This is a genomic window from Desulfogranum mediterraneum DSM 13871, assembly GCF_000429965.1.
Classification (GTDB): Bacteria; Desulfobacterota; Desulfobulbia; order Desulfobulbales; family Desulfobulbaceae; genus Desulfogranum; species Desulfogranum mediterraneum.
The window spans coordinates 1-19,388 of record NZ_AUCW01000004.1; the positions used below are offsets into that span (position 1 = coordinate 1).

Annotated in this window: 16 protein-coding genes; 4 read left to right on the plus strand and 12 right to left on the minus strand. The window is 55.3% G+C overall.

Features of this window, described 5'->3' with window-relative positions:
• Positions 1 to 413 precede the first annotated feature (413 nt).
• The 4 genes from G494_RS0101585 to G494_RS0101605 form a co-directional block, all read right to left on the minus strand.
• A complete protein-coding gene (locus tag G494_RS0101585; protein ID WP_028583114.1) occupies positions 414 to 2,378 on the minus strand; it encodes a PAS domain S-box protein in 1,965 nt (654 codons plus the stop codon).
• On the minus strand, positions 2,375 to 2,830 hold the full coding sequence (locus tag G494_RS0101590; RefSeq protein ID WP_028583115.1) for a response regulator: 456 nt from the start codon (positions 2,828 to 2,830) through the stop codon (positions 2,375 to 2,377). The genes G494_RS0101585 and G494_RS0101590 overlap by 4 nt, the downstream gene beginning before the upstream one ends.
• On the minus strand, positions 2,830 to 4,377 hold the full coding sequence (locus tag G494_RS0101595; RefSeq protein ID WP_051305243.1) for a sensor histidine kinase: 1,548 nt from the start codon (positions 4,375 to 4,377) through the stop codon (positions 2,830 to 2,832). The genes G494_RS0101590 and G494_RS0101595 overlap by 1 nt, the downstream gene beginning before the upstream one ends.
• Before the next feature lie 739 nt (positions 4,378 to 5,116).
• Positions 5,117 to 5,782 carry a GntR family transcriptional regulator gene (locus G494_RS0101605; RefSeq protein WP_028583118.1) on the minus strand — a complete coding sequence of 222 codons (666 nt, stop codon included), beginning with the start codon at positions 5,780 to 5,782 and terminating at the stop codon, positions 5,117 to 5,119.
• Between G494_RS0101605 and G494_RS26550 the strand changes: the two genes are divergently transcribed.
• Positions 5,781 to 5,960 (plus strand): hypothetical protein, encoded by a 180-nt coding sequence (locus G494_RS26550; RefSeq protein ID WP_208597625.1) that lies wholly within the window; start codon positions 5,781 to 5,783, stop codon positions 5,958 to 5,960. The two genes, G494_RS0101605 and G494_RS26550, sit on opposite strands and share 2 nt — an antisense overlap.
• On the opposite strand, the gene G494_RS0101610 is transcribed toward G494_RS26550, so the two are convergent.
• Positions 5,927 to 6,205: a DUF6506 family protein gene (locus G494_RS0101610; RefSeq protein ID WP_028583119.1), complete on the minus strand. Its 279-nt coding sequence runs from the start codon at positions 6,203 to 6,205 to the stop codon at positions 5,927 to 5,929. The genes G494_RS26550 and G494_RS0101610 overlap by 34 nt on opposite strands.
• Between G494_RS0101610 and G494_RS26555 the strand changes: the two genes are divergently transcribed.
• Positions 6,191 to 6,370 (plus strand): hypothetical protein, encoded by a 180-nt coding sequence (locus G494_RS26555; RefSeq protein ID WP_153305724.1) that lies wholly within the window; start codon positions 6,191 to 6,193, stop codon positions 6,368 to 6,370. The two genes, G494_RS0101610 and G494_RS26555, sit on opposite strands and share 15 nt — an antisense overlap.
• Before the next feature lie 29 nt (positions 6,371 to 6,399).
• Here G494_RS26555 and G494_RS0101615 read toward each other — a convergent pair whose 3' ends face one another.
• From G494_RS0101615 to G494_RS0101635, 5 genes are all read right to left on the minus strand, one after another.
• A complete protein-coding gene (locus G494_RS0101615; RefSeq protein WP_028583120.1) occupies positions 6,400 to 7,938 on the minus strand; it encodes an aldehyde dehydrogenase family protein in 1,539 nt (512 codons plus the stop codon).
• Between the two features lie 476 nt (positions 7,939 to 8,414).
• A complete protein-coding gene (locus tag G494_RS0101620) occupies positions 8,415 to 9,467 on the minus strand; it encodes a TRAP transporter substrate-binding protein (RefSeq protein WP_084456277.1) in 1,053 nt (350 codons plus the stop codon).
• A gap of 144 nt (positions 9,468 to 9,611) precedes the next feature.
• Positions 9,612 to 10,121 carry a TRAP transporter small permease subunit gene (locus G494_RS0101625; RefSeq protein ID WP_028583122.1) on the minus strand — a complete coding sequence of 170 codons (510 nt, stop codon included), beginning with the start codon at positions 10,119 to 10,121 and terminating at the stop codon, positions 9,612 to 9,614.
• 56 nt (positions 10,122 to 10,177) lie between these two features.
• Complete coding sequence (locus G494_RS0101630) at positions 10,178 to 11,485, minus strand: TRAP transporter large permease (protein ID WP_028583123.1); 1,308 nt, start codon at positions 11,483 to 11,485, stop codon at positions 10,178 to 10,180.
• A 1,203-nt stretch (positions 11,486 to 12,688) separates the two neighbouring features.
• Positions 12,689 to 13,264, minus strand: a complete 576-nt coding sequence (locus G494_RS0101635) for a hypothetical protein (RefSeq protein WP_028583124.1) — start codon at positions 13,262 to 13,264, stop codon at positions 12,689 to 12,691.
• A 726-nt stretch (positions 13,265 to 13,990) separates the two neighbouring features.
• On the opposite strand from G494_RS0101635, the gene G494_RS0101645 reads away from it, so the two are divergent.
• Both G494_RS0101645 and dbpA read left to right on the plus strand, forming a co-directional pair.
• A complete protein-coding gene (locus G494_RS0101645) occupies positions 13,991 to 15,601 on the plus strand; it encodes a SulP family inorganic anion transporter (protein ID WP_028583126.1) in 1,611 nt (536 codons plus the stop codon).
• 161 nt (positions 15,602 to 15,762) lie between these two features.
• Positions 15,763 to 17,136 carry an ATP-dependent RNA helicase DbpA gene (dbpA, locus tag G494_RS0101650; protein WP_028583127.1) on the plus strand — a complete coding sequence of 458 codons (1,374 nt, stop codon included), beginning with the start codon at positions 15,763 to 15,765 and terminating at the stop codon, positions 17,134 to 17,136.
• A 37-nt stretch (positions 17,137 to 17,173) separates the two neighbouring features.
• Here the strand turns inward: dbpA and G494_RS0101655 are convergent, their stop codons facing one another.
• Positions 17,174 to 17,416 carry a VF530 family protein gene (locus tag G494_RS0101655; RefSeq protein ID WP_028583128.1) on the minus strand — a complete coding sequence of 81 codons (243 nt, stop codon included), beginning with the start codon at positions 17,414 to 17,416 and terminating at the stop codon, positions 17,174 to 17,176.
• Between the two features lie 311 nt (positions 17,417 to 17,727).
• Entirely contained in the window at positions 17,728 to 19,338 is a 1,611-nt protein-coding gene (locus tag G494_RS0101660) for a mechanosensitive ion channel family protein (protein WP_028583129.1), read from the minus strand.
• Positions 19,339 to 19,388 lie beyond the last annotated feature (50 nt).

Sequence of the window (19,388 nt, forward strand, 5' to 3'; positions counted from 1 at the left end):
AGGACAGGTGAACACTTTAATATTATTCTTTGATAATCAACATGTTAATTGCACGGTCATGTGATATTTGTTGGTCGTTTGTCACGGATTAAGGAGGTAGCCTCAAGTTGGGTCACCTGGATGGCGTCGAGGGCAGACGACATGGCAAAATATCTGCAATATATCAGGGGATGGAATCTTGACAGAGAAGAAGAGCAGCTGACCGGGCAATCATCGTTTTTCCCTGTAAAACCACAGACCGCACAGAGGCAGGCAGGGAATCGAGCCGCATCGTGTCATTTTCACCTAACAGGGGGTATCTGCCTGGCGTCCTGCACCTTGATTCCCGAGGGCCGGCACAGGCATAGATGCAGCCTCATGCCCCCTCAGCAAATGCAGGGGGATGCCTCACCCCATTGCCCCGGGTATGCTGTTCATGGACGGTCAGCACAGCCCTTGGCAATGGAAACGTAAAAGATACTCCCCCGCTCCGACGCCGGTTGTGCCCAGACCCTGCCTCCGTGTTGTTCGGAGATTTCCTTGACAATGGCCAGGCCCAGGCCTGAGCCTTCGATCCCCTTGACATCATCGTTGCGCTGAAATTCGTCAAAGATCTTCTGACTGTCTTCCCTTCCTATGCCTATGCCGTCGTCTCTCACAGAGATGATATGATGGAGGGGGGACTCCTCATAATTAACCGCAATCTCGCTCAGATCATCACCACCATATTTGAGGGCATTGTCGACTAGATTTCTGAACACCCTCAAGAGTGCAAGTCGATCGGCCTGTATCTCAGGCAAGACATCGGGCACGGTCCACTGTATCGAGCGGATGCTGAGCCGAGCGGAAAATTCATCTTGAATTATTTGGAGCACACGCTCCAGCTTGACCTTCTCCCAAAAGAGAGAGACCTCCTTGGTGGAGATATAGAGATTGATCTGTTCAACCAGGGCTATAATCTGCTCAGAGGACTTGAGAATCTGCTCACAGTAGGATGCTCCCTTGCTATCGAGCACGTCGCAGTACTGCTTATGGAGCAGGTTGGTCAGGCCGTGAACCCCTATGGCCGGGCTTTTAAGGTCATGGGATACTGAGTAGGCGAACAGTTTTATTTTTTCAGCACTCCTGTGCAGGGCCTCTTCCATCTGCTTTTGCCTGCTGACATCCCGACCCACGCATTGAAATTCCTTAAGACGATTCTGGCTGTCAAAGATGAGGTGGTTGGTCCACTGCTGCCAACGAACGGCACCATTGGCTTGCACTGCCCGAAGCTCAAGGGTCCCTACAGGCTGGCCCGGGTTGAGCAAGGCAAGCTGCTCCCTGGCCTTTTCCCGGTCCTCTTCAAGCAGGAAGGGAAAGATGTTTGTGCCTATCACCTCCTCTGCCTGTCGGTTAAAATAACGACAGAAGGCCTCGTTGACAAAGGTGATGGTCTGATCAGGCATGGAGCGAAAGATGAGCTCTGTCTGATCCTCGACAATGGCTCGATATCTGGCCTCACTCTCTCTCAAGGCCTGGATTGCACCTTTATAGGCGGTGATATCCCGAAAGACCCCTTGGTATCCCAGAATGTTGCCATCCTTGGTATACTTGAGCGTCGAGGTGAGCAGGCAATCCATCTCCTGGCCGTTTTTCTTGAGAAAGACCACCTCATAGTCCCGTATGGAACCCTCTCGCTCGATCTTCTCCTTGTACTCATCCCGTTTGCTTTGGTCAGCATAGAGTTGAGCAATGTTTTTGGTCATCAATTCGTTGCGGCTATAACCGAACAGATCCAACCCAGCCTGATTGATCTCGAGAAACTGACCCGAACGGGTGACGACGGCAATGGCATCCCTGGAGTCCTCAAACAGGGTTCGATATTTCTCTTCATTGGCCAGAACGGTCTGTTCCGCCTTGTGCCGTTCTTTGATCTCAGCGCGTAATTCCCTGTTAGCCTGTTCAAGTTCAGCCGTGCGCTCCTGGACCCTGATCTCCAGCTCATCCCGCATCCTGCGCAGGTCCTCCTCGGTGCGCTTCCGCTCGATGGCATAGCGCGTCGCCCTTGCCAGGAGATGACGGCTGACATGCCCTTTGGCGAGATAGTCCTGGGCCCCCTCCTTCACCGCCCTGATGGCCAGGGTCTCATCATCGAGTCCGGTGAGGACGATGATGGGAATTTCCGGGGTCAGGTCATGAACCCTGGTAAAGGTTGTAAAGCCCTGACTATCGGGTAGGGACAGGTCCAGGAGGATGATGTCAATCTCCTCGCTGCCGAGAACGTCAACGCCTTTGGCGAGGGTGTCTTCACACCTCAGGTCAAAGGAACCGGGAAGGCATTCCGAAAAGAGCTCTTTGATCAGCCGGGCATCACCCGGGTTGTCCTCGATCAGGAGGACCTTAATAGATTCGGGATTCATTCCTGTGCATCCCGCGGTAACTTCACAATGGTAAACCAGAAGTCTTCGATGGACTCCACCACGGATATAAACTGGTCCAGATCCACCGGCTTGGTGATGTAGCAATTTGCATGCAGGCTGTAGGCCTTGAGGATATCCTGCTCCGCCTTGGAGGTGGTAAGGACCACCACCGGGATGTGGGCCAAATCCGGGTCAGACTTAATCTCTGTCAGGACTTCGCGGCCATCTTTTTTAGGCAGGTTCAAGTCAAGCAGGATCAGGTCCGGGCGGATGGCATCACCATACTGTCCCTCTTTACGTAAAAAAGCCAGGGCCTCGACGCCATCGGCCACAACGTGGAGATTATTTTTAACCTTGCCTTCCTTAAGTCCTTCAACGGTCAAGCGGACATCTCCGGGATTGTCTTCGACCAGCAGGATTTCTACGGGTGTGCCTTGGTTCATTTGAAGCATTACTGATTTCCTTTGCTAGCTGGAATGGTAAAATAAAAGCTGGTCCCCTTTGCCAACTCAGATTCGGCCCAGATGGTACCGCCATGATATTCAACGATTTTCTTACAGATGGCCAAGCCTATGCCGGTGCCTGGATACACCCCCACGCCATGGAGACGTTGAAAGATGATAAAGATGCGATCCGTGTATTGGGGATCAAAACCGATGCCGTTGTCGCTGAAGGTGAACAGCCATTCATCATCCTTCAACTCGGCCGAGATGTGGATATGGGGCGGATCCTCTCCGCGAAACTTAATGGCATTGCCGATGAGATTCTGGAAGAGCAGCCCCAAGAGGCTTTCACCGGCAAGCAGAGACGGAAGAGGATCGTGGCTGATGAAGGCCTGGTTCTCTTCAATGGCCGCGGCCAGGTTGCCCACAGCCCAGTCCAGAACCCTCTCGCAATCCGTGGACTCCATATCCCCGCCAACCCTGCCGACGCGTGAATAGGCCAGCAGATCGTTGATCATGGTCTGCATCCGTTTGGCCCCATCCACGGCAAAGGCGATGAACTCATCTGCATCCTCATCGAGTCGGCCCTGATAACGGCGGGCCAGCAACTGCACGTAACTGGCTATCATCCTCAGGGGTTCCTGCATGTCGTGGGAGGCCACATAGGCGAATTGCTGTAACTCCGCGTTGGAGCGTTCAAGTTCCCTGGCCTGCCTTGCCAGGGCCTCCTCTGCCTCTTTGCGCTTGCTGATATCGGTTATGATGCCGAAGCTGCCTCTGAACGCCCCCTGGTCATCGTAAATGGGCCTCGGAGACATGATCGTGGCAACCGCCCCTCCATCTTTTCTTGACCAGGAAATTTCGTAGGGTTCGTGACTGCCTTCCCGTCTCCTTATCCTCTGTTCCCTGAGGATACGTTCGTTCTCTTCATCCAGAAAATCGGTAGAGGGGTGGCCCAGAATATCCTCGCGGCCATATCCCCACATCTGACAGAGGCGCTCGTTGACATAGGTGATACATTCCTGTTCATTGCGGATCAACAGCCCCTCATTCATGGTTTCGACCAGGGTGCGATAGCGCTGCTCGCTCTCTTTCAAGGCTGCCTCGGCCTCCCTGGTTTCGGAAATGTCTTCAAAGAGCGCCACTGCCCCGAGAAACTTGCCCTGCTCTGAGGTGAGACAGTTATAGATGGCCCTCAACTGGGTGACCTTGTTGCCTGTGGCAGAACGATACGCTCCCTCATAGGTGCCCATACGCCCATCGAGTGCTGTTCGTACAGCCGCCCGCATGGCAGGGTCTTGCGAGGAACTGACCATATTGAACCCAAGAACCTTTTCCCTGGAAGCACCCATGATCTCCAAAAAATGGTTGTTGCAATCCAAGATGATGCCGTCCTGATCGAAGTTGACGATTCCCAGCGGTGAATGGTTGAAAATCAGCCGGTACCTCTCTTCACTGTGCAACAGGGCCTCCTCGACAACCTGCCGCCTGTGCTGTTCTTTTTCCAGCTGCTCAACTCTTTGCACCAATTCCTGGTATGTCGGTTTCTGAATCATCCAAACTTCCCCTGATGAGGCCATAGAAAATAAGCTTATACAAACAATTCGGAACAACCATCTCTGCCTGCAGCAGCCTCGCTAAAGCAGCCGAGGTTTTTAGGCAAAAAAACTTGTCGGCCGACACTGTACCACTTTTGCTGAGAATTGAAATACTGCTTGGCTGGAAAAGACTGCAGACACCACTCAGTGATCCTTTTGGCCAACACAAAATCAACAATTAGCCAGGCAAACATCGGCAACATCCTGGAATAAAGATCCTGACCGTCGCAAAATCGGTACAAACCGGTAGAAACAGCCGATCTCATTTTCAACAAGGCCACATCTTTGCCGTCAAGGCGCTCTCTATTCAGAACTTTTAGAACGACAGGCAATGAAAAACAGTGCCAGGTGGTCGGGACAGGCGATACAAACTGTGTGGCACTGTGCTGTTGCAGAAACCTCCCACAGACAGAAACGAGAGAGGATCTCTTCCAGATCAACCTTGAAGAACGAACCTGTTTACCAGGAACGGTTGAAGGAAAGTGTAGTTTCCCAGGGTAGTAGTGAGGGCTGAGTCCCCCTGAATACCACCATGCCTCATGGGTGGAGCCAAAACGAACAGAAAGGAAGGAACCACGGGATCAGGGCGTTGGGAGATTCGGATAGCCCCGTTTTTGTATTGGGGGGAAACGGTGGCCGCTGGACTTCAGGACCAAGGGCTTTTTTTTTTGTGGGGGGGGAGAACTCAGGGAAGGAATCACTGTTCCCCGGAGATAATGAGGAAGGAGTCGGGCGGGTCAAATTCCCAGTGGATGTCGCGCAGGTAATCCGCCGCCTCTATGGCCCTGCGCTGTTCGATCAGGTCGATCAACTCCTTGTGTTGGTGGAGGTTGAGGGTGTTCCAGCGGAGGCCGTAGTTGCGCCGGGGGAAGTCGTAGAGCTGCATCTTCAGATTTCTGACATACCTCCGCATCCTGAGGTTGTCAGAGAGGCTCAGAAAAACATCGTGAAACCGGACATTCCCCTGGTTGTGTAAAATGATATCATCCTGGGCCAGGGCTGCCTCGATCTCCAGGTTCAACCGCTTCATCTCTCTGATCTCTTCCGCACCCATCCTGTCAAACACAGAGAGCAGGACCCTGGACTCTATTCCGCCTAAGATCTCATAGATATCCTGTACATCTTCCATGGTGAGCAGGTTGATCTTCACCCCTCGCTGGGGCTGGATCGTCACAAAACCCTGCTCCTGAAGCAGCAGCAGGGCCTCACGTAAGGGGGTCCGGCTGACGCCCAGTTCTTTAATCAGGGTGTTGACACTGATGGAAGCCCCTGGCTCCAATGCGCCGACCCGCATCTGTTTTTCCAGGTAATCATATACCTGCACCCTGAGAAGGTGATTCCCGGGTCGAGATTCGTTGAGCATGTACCTTTCCTTGAAATGGTCGTGGCTGCCGGTGATGAAGGCTGCGGTGAAGGTGGCGCGGCTGTTTGCCCCCCTGGGAGAGAGGGTTGAGCGAAAGACCGGCTCCAGGGGGGCCAGGGTGGAGGCCTCCCCTGGAGTGGATTACTATTTCTGGTTCACCAGAAATTCACCGATATAGCCGACCTTGGCTCCACCCTCGATGGCGTCGAAGATAAGCTGTGCATCCGGGGCCTTGAAACCGCTGCACAGTTCGATCAGGGTCACTCCCTGTTGAACCAGCTGCCTGGCTGCCTCGCAGGCCTCTTCCACCGAACCGACGCCGATGATGTTGGACTTGAAGGCATCTGACTCCAGGGTGGCCCCTTTCTCACCGAGGGCATAACCCGGAGCCTTGATGATATATCCGTATTGAAATTGCGCCATTTTTCCTTCCTCCTGACCGGCATCCACTCCAGGGCGTATGCCGGTCGTCTGTTCATGCGCATCCCGGCTTGGCCACCGGATCTGCGCATGGATAATAGTGATGATATCGGTTGGAGTTCAACCATGGTGAAGGCCGCTGATGGAATCCACTGCCGGCCCCAGTAAGGAGCCGGCTGATCCTGTCGAACTGCTCCTTACTGGGCGACGCAGCTTCTCACGGATTTATCGCTGTCGGTGCGTTCGCCCTCTTCATTAACCCCTGCAGGGGGCGCATAACGGATGGTGGCCACCTTGTTCTGGGTGAAGAAATCGATCCCGTCCTTGCCCTGTACCTTGTCGGTACCGAGGTGGGAGTCCTTGATCCCGCCAAAGGGGAGGTAGGGATGGGGTGCACAGACACCGACATTCACGCCCACCATTCCCACATCGGCCTCGGCGATGAACTTCTCGGTATAGTACTGGTTCTGGGTAAAGATGCAGGCGCCATTGCCGAACTTCTGCTGCCTGATCAGCTGGAGCACATCATCGAGGTCCTTGATTTTCATGATCGCTGCCACTGGTCCGAAGATCTCTTCCTGGGCAATCCGGCGACAGGGGGTGACATCGGTGAATACCGTGGGCCCGACAAAGTAACCATCCTTGTTTTTCTCCGGCATTTCTGGATTACGGCCATCCAGGGCCAGGGTGGAGCCCTGCTCGATGCCGATCTCGATGTAGTTCTCGATATTTTCCTTGGCCTTGGCAGAGATCACCGGTCCCATATAGACATCCGGGTCCATGGCATCACCCACGCTGACCTTCTTGGAGGCCTCGATGACCCGCTCGACCAGTTCGTCATAGATTTCAGGAACTGCGGCAACCACGGAGCCAGCCAGGCAGCGCTGACCCGCGGAGCCGTAGCAGGAGTGGATGAAGTTGTCGATAAAGACGTCCCAGTTGACGTCTTCCATGGCCACCAGAAAATTCTTGGCACCGCCCAGGAGCATGGAACGTTTCCCGCCACGGCCGCAGGCCTCTGCCATCTTCTTGGCCGTGTTGGTGGAACCGACCAGGCAGACACCGCTGATCTTGTCGTTCTCGTACCAGGTTCCGGGGATGGAACGGTTGCCGTGAACGATGTTGACCACCCCCTTGGGCAGGCCGATCTCCTGGAAGATGGTACCCATCTCCTGCATGAAGAGCGGCGACTGGGTGGAGGGTTTGTAGATGAAGGTGTTACCGACGCCGATGGCGTAGGGGATGAACCAGCCAAAGACCAGGGCCGGGAAGTTGAAGGGGGCCACCCCGCCGAAGACACCCAGGGCCTGTTTGACCACCCGGCCATTGATATTCTTGGCAATACCGTCCAGGGTCTCTCCCTGGATCAGGGTGGGGATGGAGCAGGCCGCCTCGATGATCTCGATCACCCTTCTCACCTCTCCCCTGGCCTCGCTGATGTGTTTGGCCTGGTCAAGGGCAATGGACACCGCGAGCTGTTCTTCCTTATTTACCATGGCCTGGCGCATATCAAAGAGGAAGCCGACCCGTTTGCTCACAGACAGCTTGCGCCAGGAAGCATAGGCCCCATGGGCAGAGTCAACGGCTGCCAGGGAGGTCTTTTCCGAGGTCATGGGCACCTCGCCGATCACAGCCCCGGTGGAGGGATTGTAGAGGGGCGTATACTCGACTCCTGTCTCTTCGACCCACTCGCCGTGGATAAAGTTTTTTACCCTGATAATGTCCTGATTACTCATGATGCTCTACTCCTTGTCCATATTTATATTGATACTGCGGCCCGACCCCTGGCTCCACTTAGATTTGGCCCCAGGGATCGGGCTTCATTCATCTGCAAACATGCATCTGCCGGCCCTCCAGGCAATGCTCAGCTGCTGAGTCCCTTGCCAGGGAAGGCATGAGCCCGGGCTGACTGCTCACTGCCCGTGCTTTACTCAAGTACTAGGATACTAATATATTAGTAGAGGTGAACTGTCAAGCCTTTTTCCCCTGGCCTCTCTTTTTTCCAGGCTCATCGATGACAGATAACCACACTACTATAGCAGCTTACACCACTGAACCTTTGCTCCGAATCCACTACCGGCTGCTCAACCGGAAACTGGAAAACCTCCATGGCATGCCCTGCAAACAACAAAGGCGCGCCCTCCCCCCTGCTTCAGAGAAAAGACGCGCCTTAAGCTGCAGGTCAGGATGCCCGCCGTAGCATGGAGTTATGCTACATCTGGCCGAGATCCTTCATGAACTCTTTCCAGAGGGCAACGCCTTTGGCGCAGCCTTCGGATTTCTTGGCAACCTTGGGCCAGACCTCTTTGATGGACTTTTCCCGGATGCGCTTCACCTCGGCCTCGGGAAGGTGAATGACTTCGCCGCCCGCCTCTTTCAACACCTCCAGGGCATGGTTGACGCCCTGGGCATGGAGACGGCTGGTTTCAAAGTAGGTGGACTCAAAGACTTCGTTGATCCGATCACGCTGCCACTGGTTCAGACCATTCCACTGATCCAGGTTGATGAAGATCTCCTGATGCTGGGAGGGACACCAGCCTGGCATGATCGCATACTTAACCACCTCATGGAAGGCCATGTCATCGATTCCGCCGGTATCAAAGTAGGTGCCGTCGATGGTACCAAGTTTGATGGCGGTGTAGATGTCGCCTGCATTCAGAGATACCGGAGAGCCACCCATGGCCTCATGGAACAGGGCCTGGGGGCCGCCGGCCCGCATCTTCTTCCCCTTGAAGTCTTCCATCTTGTTGACAGGGTAGTTGGTGAAGGCGGCATTGGGGCCCTGGCTGGTCCAACCTGCCCAGTGCAGGTTGCGCTCATGGGCAGCCTTCTGGATGATATCCCCGATCCGATATTTGGGATCACCAAACATGGCGACCCAGGCATCACGGTAGTTATCGGCACCCATGGCCATCCCAAAGGCCAGCATGCCTTCCGGCATATCTCCGCCATAGACGGTGGCCCAGCCTGCATAGCCGTCAATCATGCCTGCTGCGGTTGCAGAAAAGGCTTCAGAACCGGCGGTGATGGCTCCGGCCGGCTCCAGCTTTATTTTAACCGTTCCCTTGGTGGCCTTCTCCACCGCCTTTACCCAGGGCACCAGGCCACTGCCCCAACCGGCATCGGAGGAGTCAAAACAGGGTTGAAAAACCCACTTGGTGACCTTCTTGGGAGGACCATACTCCCCTTTTGCAGTTGCTAAAGTCGGCACCAGCAGGCTGACGGCAAACAGCGCGGCAATCAATCGACTCGAATACGTTCTCATTGCGTTCTCCCTTTGTCTCTCTTTGGTTTACGGTGGATGGCGGCAACCAGGTGGCTGGTTGCACAGCCAACCGCTTTCTCCTACCATCTAGATGATGCCAGATTGCAGCATCTAAAAGTCATATATTCTATATACGTAGTTCCTCTATTTACTCTCCGACGAAAACAGGGTGATAATATCATTGACCAACTTCTTGATGACGACCAGCAGTACCACCCCACCGGCAAAGGGGATAAAGGTCTTGATCGGATAAATGGGAATGGGCACACCGGTCGGTGTCATCTGCTTGAATTTGATGGAGAGCTGGGCCGCGGCGATCCCCTTCCAGATCAAGACCCCTAAAAAGAGGAGGGTGTAGACCACGGTGAGGATGTCACAGAAGGCCTTCTTTTTCCGGGAAAAGTTGGCATAGAACAGGTCCAGTTTCACAAAGGCATTGTGGTTGAGGGCATAGGCACCGCCCACACAGGCCATCAGCACCATTGCCGCCTGAATGGTGGTCCCGATCCAGAGCGACGGGGCATTGAGGACATAGCGCAGAAAGACATCGCTCACCCCCAGCACCATACAGTAGAGGACCAGAATCCAGCCTATCTTGCCCATGATCTCGACTAAGCCGTCGATACCCTTCTCTATCATGTTCCATATCTTCATAAAATTTCTCCCTAAGGTTTTGGATGGTGTTCGTCTCTAGAGCAGCGGACCATTTGCTACTGCATCATGCTGGGAAGCCAGAGGGCGATCTGCGGGAACATGAACACCAGGATGAGACCAAGGACCTGCAGGGCGATAAAGGGTCCTACCGATTTATAGACATCGCCCATGCTGACATCCGGCGGCAGGATGGACTTGATCCAGAAGAGCACAAAACCAAAGGGCGGGGTCAGGTAGGCAATCTGGATGTTGACGATGAAGAGGACGCCGAACCAGAGTTTATCGATGCCCAACTCGTTGATGATCGGGATATAGAGTGGGGTACAGAGCATGATGATCGCCCAGTCGTCCATGACCATCCCCAGAAGGAGGATGATGAACATCATCATCAGGAGAATTCCGTTTTCTCCGCCAGGCATGCCCAGCACCATGGAGGTGACCAGCTCCTGACAGCCCAGAGAATTGAAGATGTTGAGATAGACGTTGGCACCGATCAGGATCCACAGGCCCATACCCGAGAGTTTGAGGGTGGTTTCCAGGGAGTCTTTCAAGACCTTCCAGGTAAGCTTACGGTAGACGGCGTTGATGATGCACGAACCGGTTGCCCCAAAGGCTGCAGCCTCGGCAGGGGTGGCAATGCCTCCCCAGATGGCGCCAAGCACGATCAGGATCAGGAGCAGAAAGGGCCAGATATTGATCACGGCCTGCATCTTTTCGCGGGTACTGAACTTTTCATCGGCAGGGATGGCAGGCCCCATCTCGGGTTGGAGGCGACAGCGGATGCCGATGTAGATGATATAGAAAGAGGCAAGCATCAGGCCGGGCAGGACCCCGCCGAGAAAGAGGCCGCCGATGGAGACCTTGGCCAACAGTCCATAGAAGATGAACGGGACGCTGGGGGGGATGAGCGCTCCCAGGGCTCCGCCTGCCCCGATGGAACCGATGGCGATGGTCCGCTTGTACTTGTACTTCATCATCGAGGGGTAGGCGATCTGTCCCATGGTGATGGTGGCAGGCGGAGTAATGCCGGTGATCGCCGCAAAGATGGTGCAGACCTTCACCGTTCCCATGGCCAGTCCACCCGGGATGTGACCGATCAGCTTGTAGACCGCATCATAGGCGGACTCGGCAATGCCTGAAAATCTGATCAGGCTGCCCATGAAGAGAAACAGGGGCACGGTGACGAGAACGTGATTCCAGGGGGTATAGTAGAAGGCGCTGGGTATAGCCAGCAGGGCCCTGGGTTCAAATATCAGGGCAAAGGCGACCGCCGTCCCCCCCAGGCCAAGGGCTACCGGCAGGCCTAAAAACAGGCCTAAAAACAGGCAGCCAAAATACAGCAAGGTTATAAGCTCAATACTCATCGTCTCTCCTTGTTAACTCCTTCTCTATCCGGTGCGATCTCACAACCTTGTGAGGGCATCCCCTCTTCTGTCAACGGCCTGCTCAGGCCAAAGCAACCCGGTGTGGCCTGGCTGCATTTCTTGAAGCAATGATAATCCGCAGGTACTGCTTAAACGCGGGCTGTGCGCCGAAGGACAAGTGCCTATCCACCACAGATGTAACCTACGGCACAGGGTAAAACCTCCGGGCGCACAGACCGCTGCCCTGTTCCCGCCCATGGAGACGATGCAGCCTGTGACTGTTTTCCGAACCGGGGATAGAGTTCCCCTCTCGGCTAACCCTCAAACTGTGGAGCTGTCTTGTATCTGCTGTTTCCAGCGTCGGTTCAGCCGTGCCGGCAGCTTGCCGGAGGGGCTGAACAGCCAATATTTTAATCGTGTTGTTGCTCTGTGCAGATGGTGCTTCTGCTTGCCGGGAAAGGTGCCTGTCCAAATTTCCGGGCATGGCGAAACGGCCTTCGTGAAATACTAATATATAAGATACCTGATATCTAAAACCAGCTGGGACCATGTGTCAAGTCTATTTTTAATGATACCTGGGATAATTTTAACTTATGAATAAAAATGAGGTAGTTAGCTGGAAGTGGTCACCACTCAAAGGAGCGAACTAGGGGTGCAGCGAAGGATCGAAGCTTTCCATGGACCAGGAAAAGGACGCAGTTACGGGCCCTTCCCTTGCCAAGGGAGGAGGGAGCGAAACAGGTGGTTTCATCAGGGGAGTGGTGCTTGCCGGAAAAACAGGTTGGGGTAAAGACAGGGGGAGAAGGCGGGGTAAGCGAAAAGGCTCGGCCGGCTCTCCCTGTCTAGTCTTCCTGCCTAGGGTACGCCGGAGCGTGGCCTGGGCATCCTGAGAGGAGATGAGGGGGAATGGGCTTGGCCATTGTTCACCACATGGCCAAGCCATGATTTTTTTCCGCACCATGATCATGACTCGGCGCTTGCTGTAACCTGGTCGTAATGGCCAAGGGACAGAGAAAACAGCTGGACATGGCAATCCCCCCCGTGGACTGCGGTTCGCCCCTTCAGCCCAAGGCGGTTCTTGCCATGCCCTGGCAAAGATTCCTAAAACTTGTGTTCACCGTGCTGAATCCCAGGGACCCTGCCCCCTCTGCAGATAGTCCAATAGTGGCTGCAGCTCACCAAGGAACAGCAATGGCCATGGAGCTATTGAGTGATGTTCAGGTGAGTTGGGGGGGCAATCCCGGTGGCTCCCTGGGCGACAGGCCCCAACTTGGTCAACCAGATGCCACCACTCGATTCATTGAATACTATACCGCCCTTCTGGGTTTCAAATCGTCCGAGGAGGATGACAGGAGGCAGACTATACATCTCTTCATAAAGGTTGAACCTGTTGAGATCTTCATCATAGCAGCCAAACTCGTTGCCCTCCCACTCCGACCAGTCTGGTGTACCCTCAAGCAGATACCACTGCAGGTCATCGATGCCGGAAGGTCCCCTCTCCATATAGAGACAGCCTGCAGCGCCTGCAAACCTATAGATCTTTTTGAAATCGGGAGGCAGATTTTCAAAAAAGTTGAAGATCGCCAGGGAGTAACTGGGGATGAAATAGCTGTATTTTCTATATTCGAGTTCAGGGGCGGCCGGATCTCCTGGAACATTGTTTGCTCGATAGTAGCGTAAGGTGGGATCGATGGTCACCGTGCCTGCAATGCGAAAGCGCAGCCCTTCAGGAATTTGTGCAGAGCCATAGACCGCATAGTTCAGATAATGGGTACTCATTGTTCAACGCCCTCCAATAGATGATAGTTAATGGTATTCAAACGCGTTATAACGCGTTATGGCACCTTGAAAAAAAAGCTGCTGTTCACGACATCATCCTTCCTCAACAATGTTCCCGCACAACAGCCAGCTCCTGCCTTTGTCAGTGGCTGCCCAGCAAAGGTCCCTCTACTCCTCTTTCAGGAGAGCAAAGAACCTACTCATCATGACTAAACGGTATCACTTCTGTTCTTTTTCCACAGTAAAAGAAGCCCTTTCAGCCTGTTTCATTGTTGTTTTCGCCAGATCCAAGCCCTCTGTGCTGCCCAAAGCCACCTGCGGGGCTGTCCCCCTGGCAATGACAAGCCCCTCTCCCCTGGTTCCCCAGCCGACTGGAGCTGACACCAGCGATCAGGACTGCCCTCCACCACCAGGGGTGGTGGCTCACGGAGTAGAGCTGCATCCAGATCATCCTGCATCTTACCTTCTTGAAAAGACTGCTGGAACCAGGCCCCCAAAAGAGCATTGAGCAGAACGGCATCACCGGCCAAACAGCTGTCTCGGTTGTCCAATCCGGCTGCTCCGGATCTTTCCCTTGCTTTTTTGGAGGTGAGCATATAGGATGCCGCTCCCCAAATCAATCGGCACCAAAGGCGCCGATGAGAGCAGTTATTTCTATCACGGGCATGTACCTCAGGCTGGAGGTGCATGCCCGTTTTTTTTCCAGCAGCCAACAAAGCAGAACAGATGGTAGAATTGATCAAAAAAAGAACCCAGAATGTACGTAACGAGCTCACCTCCGGGATTACGGTGGCCCTGGCCCTGGTCCCCGAGGCCGTGGCCTTCTCCTTTGTGGCCGGCGTGGACCCGCTGGTCGGTCTCTACGCCGCCTTCATGGTGGGCCTGATCACCTCCATCTTTGGGGGACGGCCCGGAATGATTTCCGGCGCCACCGGCGCCCTGGCCGTGGTGATGGTCAGCCTGGTCCAGGAGGGCAATGCCATGGGCCTGGCCATGGCCGAGCCGGTGGCCGACATGGGCCTCCAGTACCTCTTTGTCACCGTGATCTGCATGGGCATGATCCAGGCCCTGGCCGGAGTGCTCGAGTTGGGCAAATTCATCCGCCTGGTGCCCCACCCGGTGATGTTGGGTTTCGTCAACGGTCTGGCCATCGTCATATTCCTCTCCCAGTTGGGGATGTTCAAGACCATGGACCAGGGGATCAGCCACTGGCTGCAGGGACCGCAACTCCTCACCATGGGTGGCCTGGTCCTGGCCACCATGGCCATCATGGTGCTCCTGCCCAGGATTACCGGCAAGATCCCGGCAGCCCTGACTGCCATCCTGGCTGTCACTGCCCTGAGCCTATGCCTTGAACTGGACGTGGCCACGGTTGGTTCCTTTATCCGGGACGGCGGCGGCGAAGGGCTCAAGGGGGGATTGCCCCAACTGCAGAGCCAGTTGTTCACCATGATCCCCTGGAACCTGGAGACCTTCAGCTTTATTCTGCCCTATGCCTTTATCCTGGCTGGAATCGGGATCATCGAATCCCTGCTCACCCTGAACCTGCTGGATGAGATCACCGAAACCCGGGGCAACAGCAACCGGGAATGTGTCGCCCAGGGAACCGCCAACATCGTCACCGCCCTCTTTGGCGGCATGGGCGGCTGCGCCATGATCGGCCAATCCATCATCAACGTCAACTCCGGCGGTCGAGGACGACTCTCCGGGATCGTTGCCGCCCTTTCCCTGCTCTGTTTCATCCTCTTCGGCTCTGCCTATATCGAGATGGTGCCCATCGCAGCCCTGACCGGGGTGATGTTCATGGTGGTCATCTCCACCTTTGCCTGGTCCAGCTTTCGGATCATCCCCAAGATCCCCAGGGCCGACGCCCTGGTTCTGATCTCGGTCTCCGCGCTCACCGTGGTCTACGACCTGGCCATTGCGGTCTTTATCGGTATCATCATGTCGGCCCTGGTCTTCTCCTGGGAAAATGCTCTCAGGATCCGCGCCAGGAAACGGTTCAAGGATGACGGCACCAAGGTCTACGAGATCTGGGGACCGCTGTTCTTTGGTTCCACCCAGATGTTTGTCTCTAAATTTGACGTCAAGGGTGATCCCAATGCCGTTGAGATAGATTTCATCGAATCCAGGGTATCCGACTACTCCGGCATCGAGGCCATCTCCTCGGTGGTGGAAAAATATGAGAAGATCGGCAAAAAGGTGACCCTGAAACACCTGAGTACAGATTGCAAAAAACTCCTCAACAAGTCGGATAAAAAATATAGAACCATCATCGTGGAGAAAATCGATGATCCCAGGTATCATGTGGTGGCTGATCCGAATAGTTTTAATTAAGGGGCGGAACAGTCGACAGCAGGAGGAAGGTATCCTCTGGTTGCGACCTGTTCACCCTGCGCTCAGCTCAGGCAGGACTGCCCGGATCCAAGGATCCGGGCAATCGCGCTTCCCTCTCTTTAGCAGAGATCCCCGTACCTGTGCCCAAACAGTGAATAGCCATGACTGAACCACGCTTCTCCTCTCTCCCCCTGTCCCAGGCCATGCTCCACAACCTGAAAGAACTGGGCTTCACCGGCATGACCCCGATTCAGGCGGAAAGCCTTCCCCATATCCTCAACCAGCGGGATATCGTTGCCCAGGCCAAGACCGGCAGCGGCAAGACCGCAGCCTTTGGCATCGGCCTGCTCCATGCCCTTGATGTCCGACACTACCGGATACAGTCGCTGGTTCTCTGTCCCACCCGCGAGTTGGCGGATCAGGTGGCCAAGGAGCTCCGCCGCCTGGCCCGCGCCATCCATAATGTAAAGGTTCTGACCCTCACGGGCGGGGTGGCCTTCGGTCCCCAATACGGCTCCTTACTCCACGGGGCCCATATCATTGTCGGCACTCCAGGCAGGGTACTCAAGCACCTGGACAAGGGATATCTCTGCCTGGACGATCTCAACACCCTGGTCCTTGATGAGGCTGACCGAATGCTTGACATGGGCTTTATTGAGGAGCTGGAACGGATCATTGCCCATGCCCCTGAAAAGCGCCAGACCTTACTTTTTTCAGCGACCTACCCAGACGAAATCCTGGAGTTGAGTGGTTCTGTTCAGAGAGAGGGCATCCGCATCCAGACCATCTCCGCAGAACCGGCCAACAAGATAGGGGAATACTTCTACCAAGTAGCTGCCGGGGAAAAGCGGGCCGGCCTGCTAGCGGTCATCGCCCACCATGCTCCCCGCAATGCCCTGGTCTTCTGTAACACCAAGCTGGAGGTGCGGAAGGTGGCGACCGCCTTGGCAGAGGCAGGAATAGAGGCCCTGGCGCTCCATGGGGATCTGGAGCAGTATGAACGCAACGAGGTGCTGGTACGATTTAGCAACGAGAGCTGTAAGGTACTGGTTGCCACGGATGTGGCGGCACGGGGTATTGACATCAGCGAGCTTGCCCTGGTGGTCAACTACGATCTTCCCAAGAACCCGGAAACCTACACCCACCGCATCGGCAGAACCGCCCGCGCAGGAAAGGAGGGCGTGGCTGTCAGCCTCTATAACGATGATGAGGACCATCGGATCATAACCTACCGCAACGACAGCAGATTTTTTGGTGAGGTCGCCGAGCTAGACAGCGCCAAGGCCTTTACCCTGGGCGCAGCCAATGGTACCCTGGTGGTCGAGGCGGGAAAAAAAGATAAGATGCGACCTGCGGACCTGCTCGGTGCCTTGACCGGTGAGGCGGAAATCCCAGGGGAACAGGTCGGCCGGATAGATATCTTCGACCGCCACAGCTATGTGGCCATTGACAAGGCAGTGATTGAGCAGGCCTGTGATCGCCTGAACCGAGGGAGAATCAAAGGCAGGTCCCTGCCGGTCTGGATATTAGGATAACAGGGGCAACAGGCAGCAGCGGATCGGCAGCGAGCGGTTACCTTTTTTTCCCTCGACCAGCTGCTGCAAAGGTCGCGATATAGAGTCGTTCGACCTTCTCCCGGGCCCACGGGGTTTTTCTGAGCAGCTTGAGGCTGGAATTGAGGGTGGGATTCTTGCTGAAACAGTTGATGGGAACCTTGGCTGCCAGCTTCTGCCAACCGTAATGATCGACCAGTTGGCTGAGGATTTGTTTTAAGGTAATGCCGTGCAAGGGGTTCTTGGGTTGCTGTTCACTCATGGCTGGAGCCTGCCTCTTGAAGAGTCCACCCACAGGGTGGCTCAGGTTTGAGGCTACCTTGAAAACTTACCTTCCCTTCCAATCTTGGCGTTGCCCTCAAAGTTTTATCCTCGGAATATCGAAGATATACCTGGGGCAAAGTTTATCGCGCGCCTTCATCTTGATCGAAAAATCTCATTCTTCACAGTAGCCTTGATGATTCCGGGAAATTCCTGCCCCCCGGCCTATGGCTGCCCTCTCCCCTGCCCCTGGCAGCCCTGATTAGCGCAGTTGCTCGACAGCGCCGCCGCCGGAAGAGGGCACAAAGCCTCTCAGAGGAGGCGCACCTCCCGTTGCGGATAGGGGATGTTCACCCCGGCCTCGTTAAAGCGCTTATAGATCTGCTTGCTGAGTTCATGGGTCAGTTTACCGCGCTCATGGGGTTGCTTGGCCCAGACCAGCAGCTCAAAGTCGATGGCAGAATCATTGAAACGACGCAGCCTCGCCCTGGGGGCAGGAGTGGCCATGACCAGGGGGTTGTTCCGGGCGGTATTGACCAGGATCGCCTCCACCTGATCCAGATCCGAGCCATAGGCAACCCCTATCTTAATCCGCACCCGGAAATGCGAATAGGGGGCACTCTGATTGACGATCTTGACGTTGGTGATCACCGAGTTGGGGATGGTAATCAGGATATCGTCCCGGGTGAGCAGTCTGGTGGAACGCATCCCTACGGCCTTGACCTCTCCCCGTTCCCCGCTATCCAGGACGATATAGTCGCCGGCCTTGAAGGGACGATCCATGAGGATGGAAATCCCCCCGAAAAAGTTCGCCAGGGTCTCACGGGCGGCCAGGGCCACCGCCACCCCGGCGATACCGGCAGAGGCAAAGACCGCGCTCACCGGCAGCCCAAAGTAGCTGCCGGCCCGGTAAAACAGGAGAAAAACCAGACCAAAGGAGCCCATCCTGCAGAGCAGCTTGGTAAAATCGGCACTCAGGGTCTCTTCCTTGATATGACGTGAGGCAATGATCCCATGCATCACCACGTTGCCGGCCACCATGATCCCCCAGGCCAGAAAGAGGAGAAAACTCGCTCCCAGCCACATGGTCGTCACAGTCAGCACCCTACCGGTGATATTGACCTGGGTATCGATAATGTATTCCGCCGTCCAGCAGATCGCCATGGCCAGCAGCGGGAAGAATATTACGCCCAGATGCCAGCCGCCCTCCTGCCCCTTTCTCTTCCAGTGCAGGTAGGATCGTAGCAACAGGGCCAAGAGGGAAAGAGCTGCAAGGAGAATGAAGATCATGCCAAACCATTGCCAGATGGCCTGGCCCAGGTAGCCTCGCCTCATCCAGTCGGGCAACTCACCGATCATGCCGTCCGGGATCATCCAGCCGGAGGAGTAGATATACTCCTCGTAAATACCCTGAACAGCGCCATCCCTGTAGGGCAGGTGCTGCACCTTGAGAAAGTATTCATCCAGATGGGCAAGGGTTTCCGGAGTAAACAGATAGGCCCCGACCCGTGGCCCGGCCGCAACCTTGGCAATCATGATTTCGGTATGGGGGAGGCGCCAGCGTACCAAGCCCTGCTTGTTGACCATCTTCCGGTCCGGCACCTCTGCCATGGCAGGCAGGGTGAGACGATCCAGGATCTCGCGCAGACGCAAGATCGACTCCAGGCCGACATCGTTGGCAATGGAGGGAGCGACTTTGCTCAAATCAAAACAGTCGATGGCCCGCTCCCGTGCCGCAGTCAAGGCGCGGGGCCGGGTATCAGGGTCACGCATGGCCCTGGCATAACGGTCGGAGTATTCCAGGAAACTTGCCAAGGTCGCCCGGGGACTTGAGGTGTCGGCCTGCTCCAGGGGGTAATCAACAGCTGCCGTAACAGGAGCGGCCAACATAAGTGTGAGGAGAAGAACAAGCCTTCGAATCATAAGAGGAGCCTTGGTTTTGGGTAAAAGGTAATCAATCCTGCTGCCTCGTT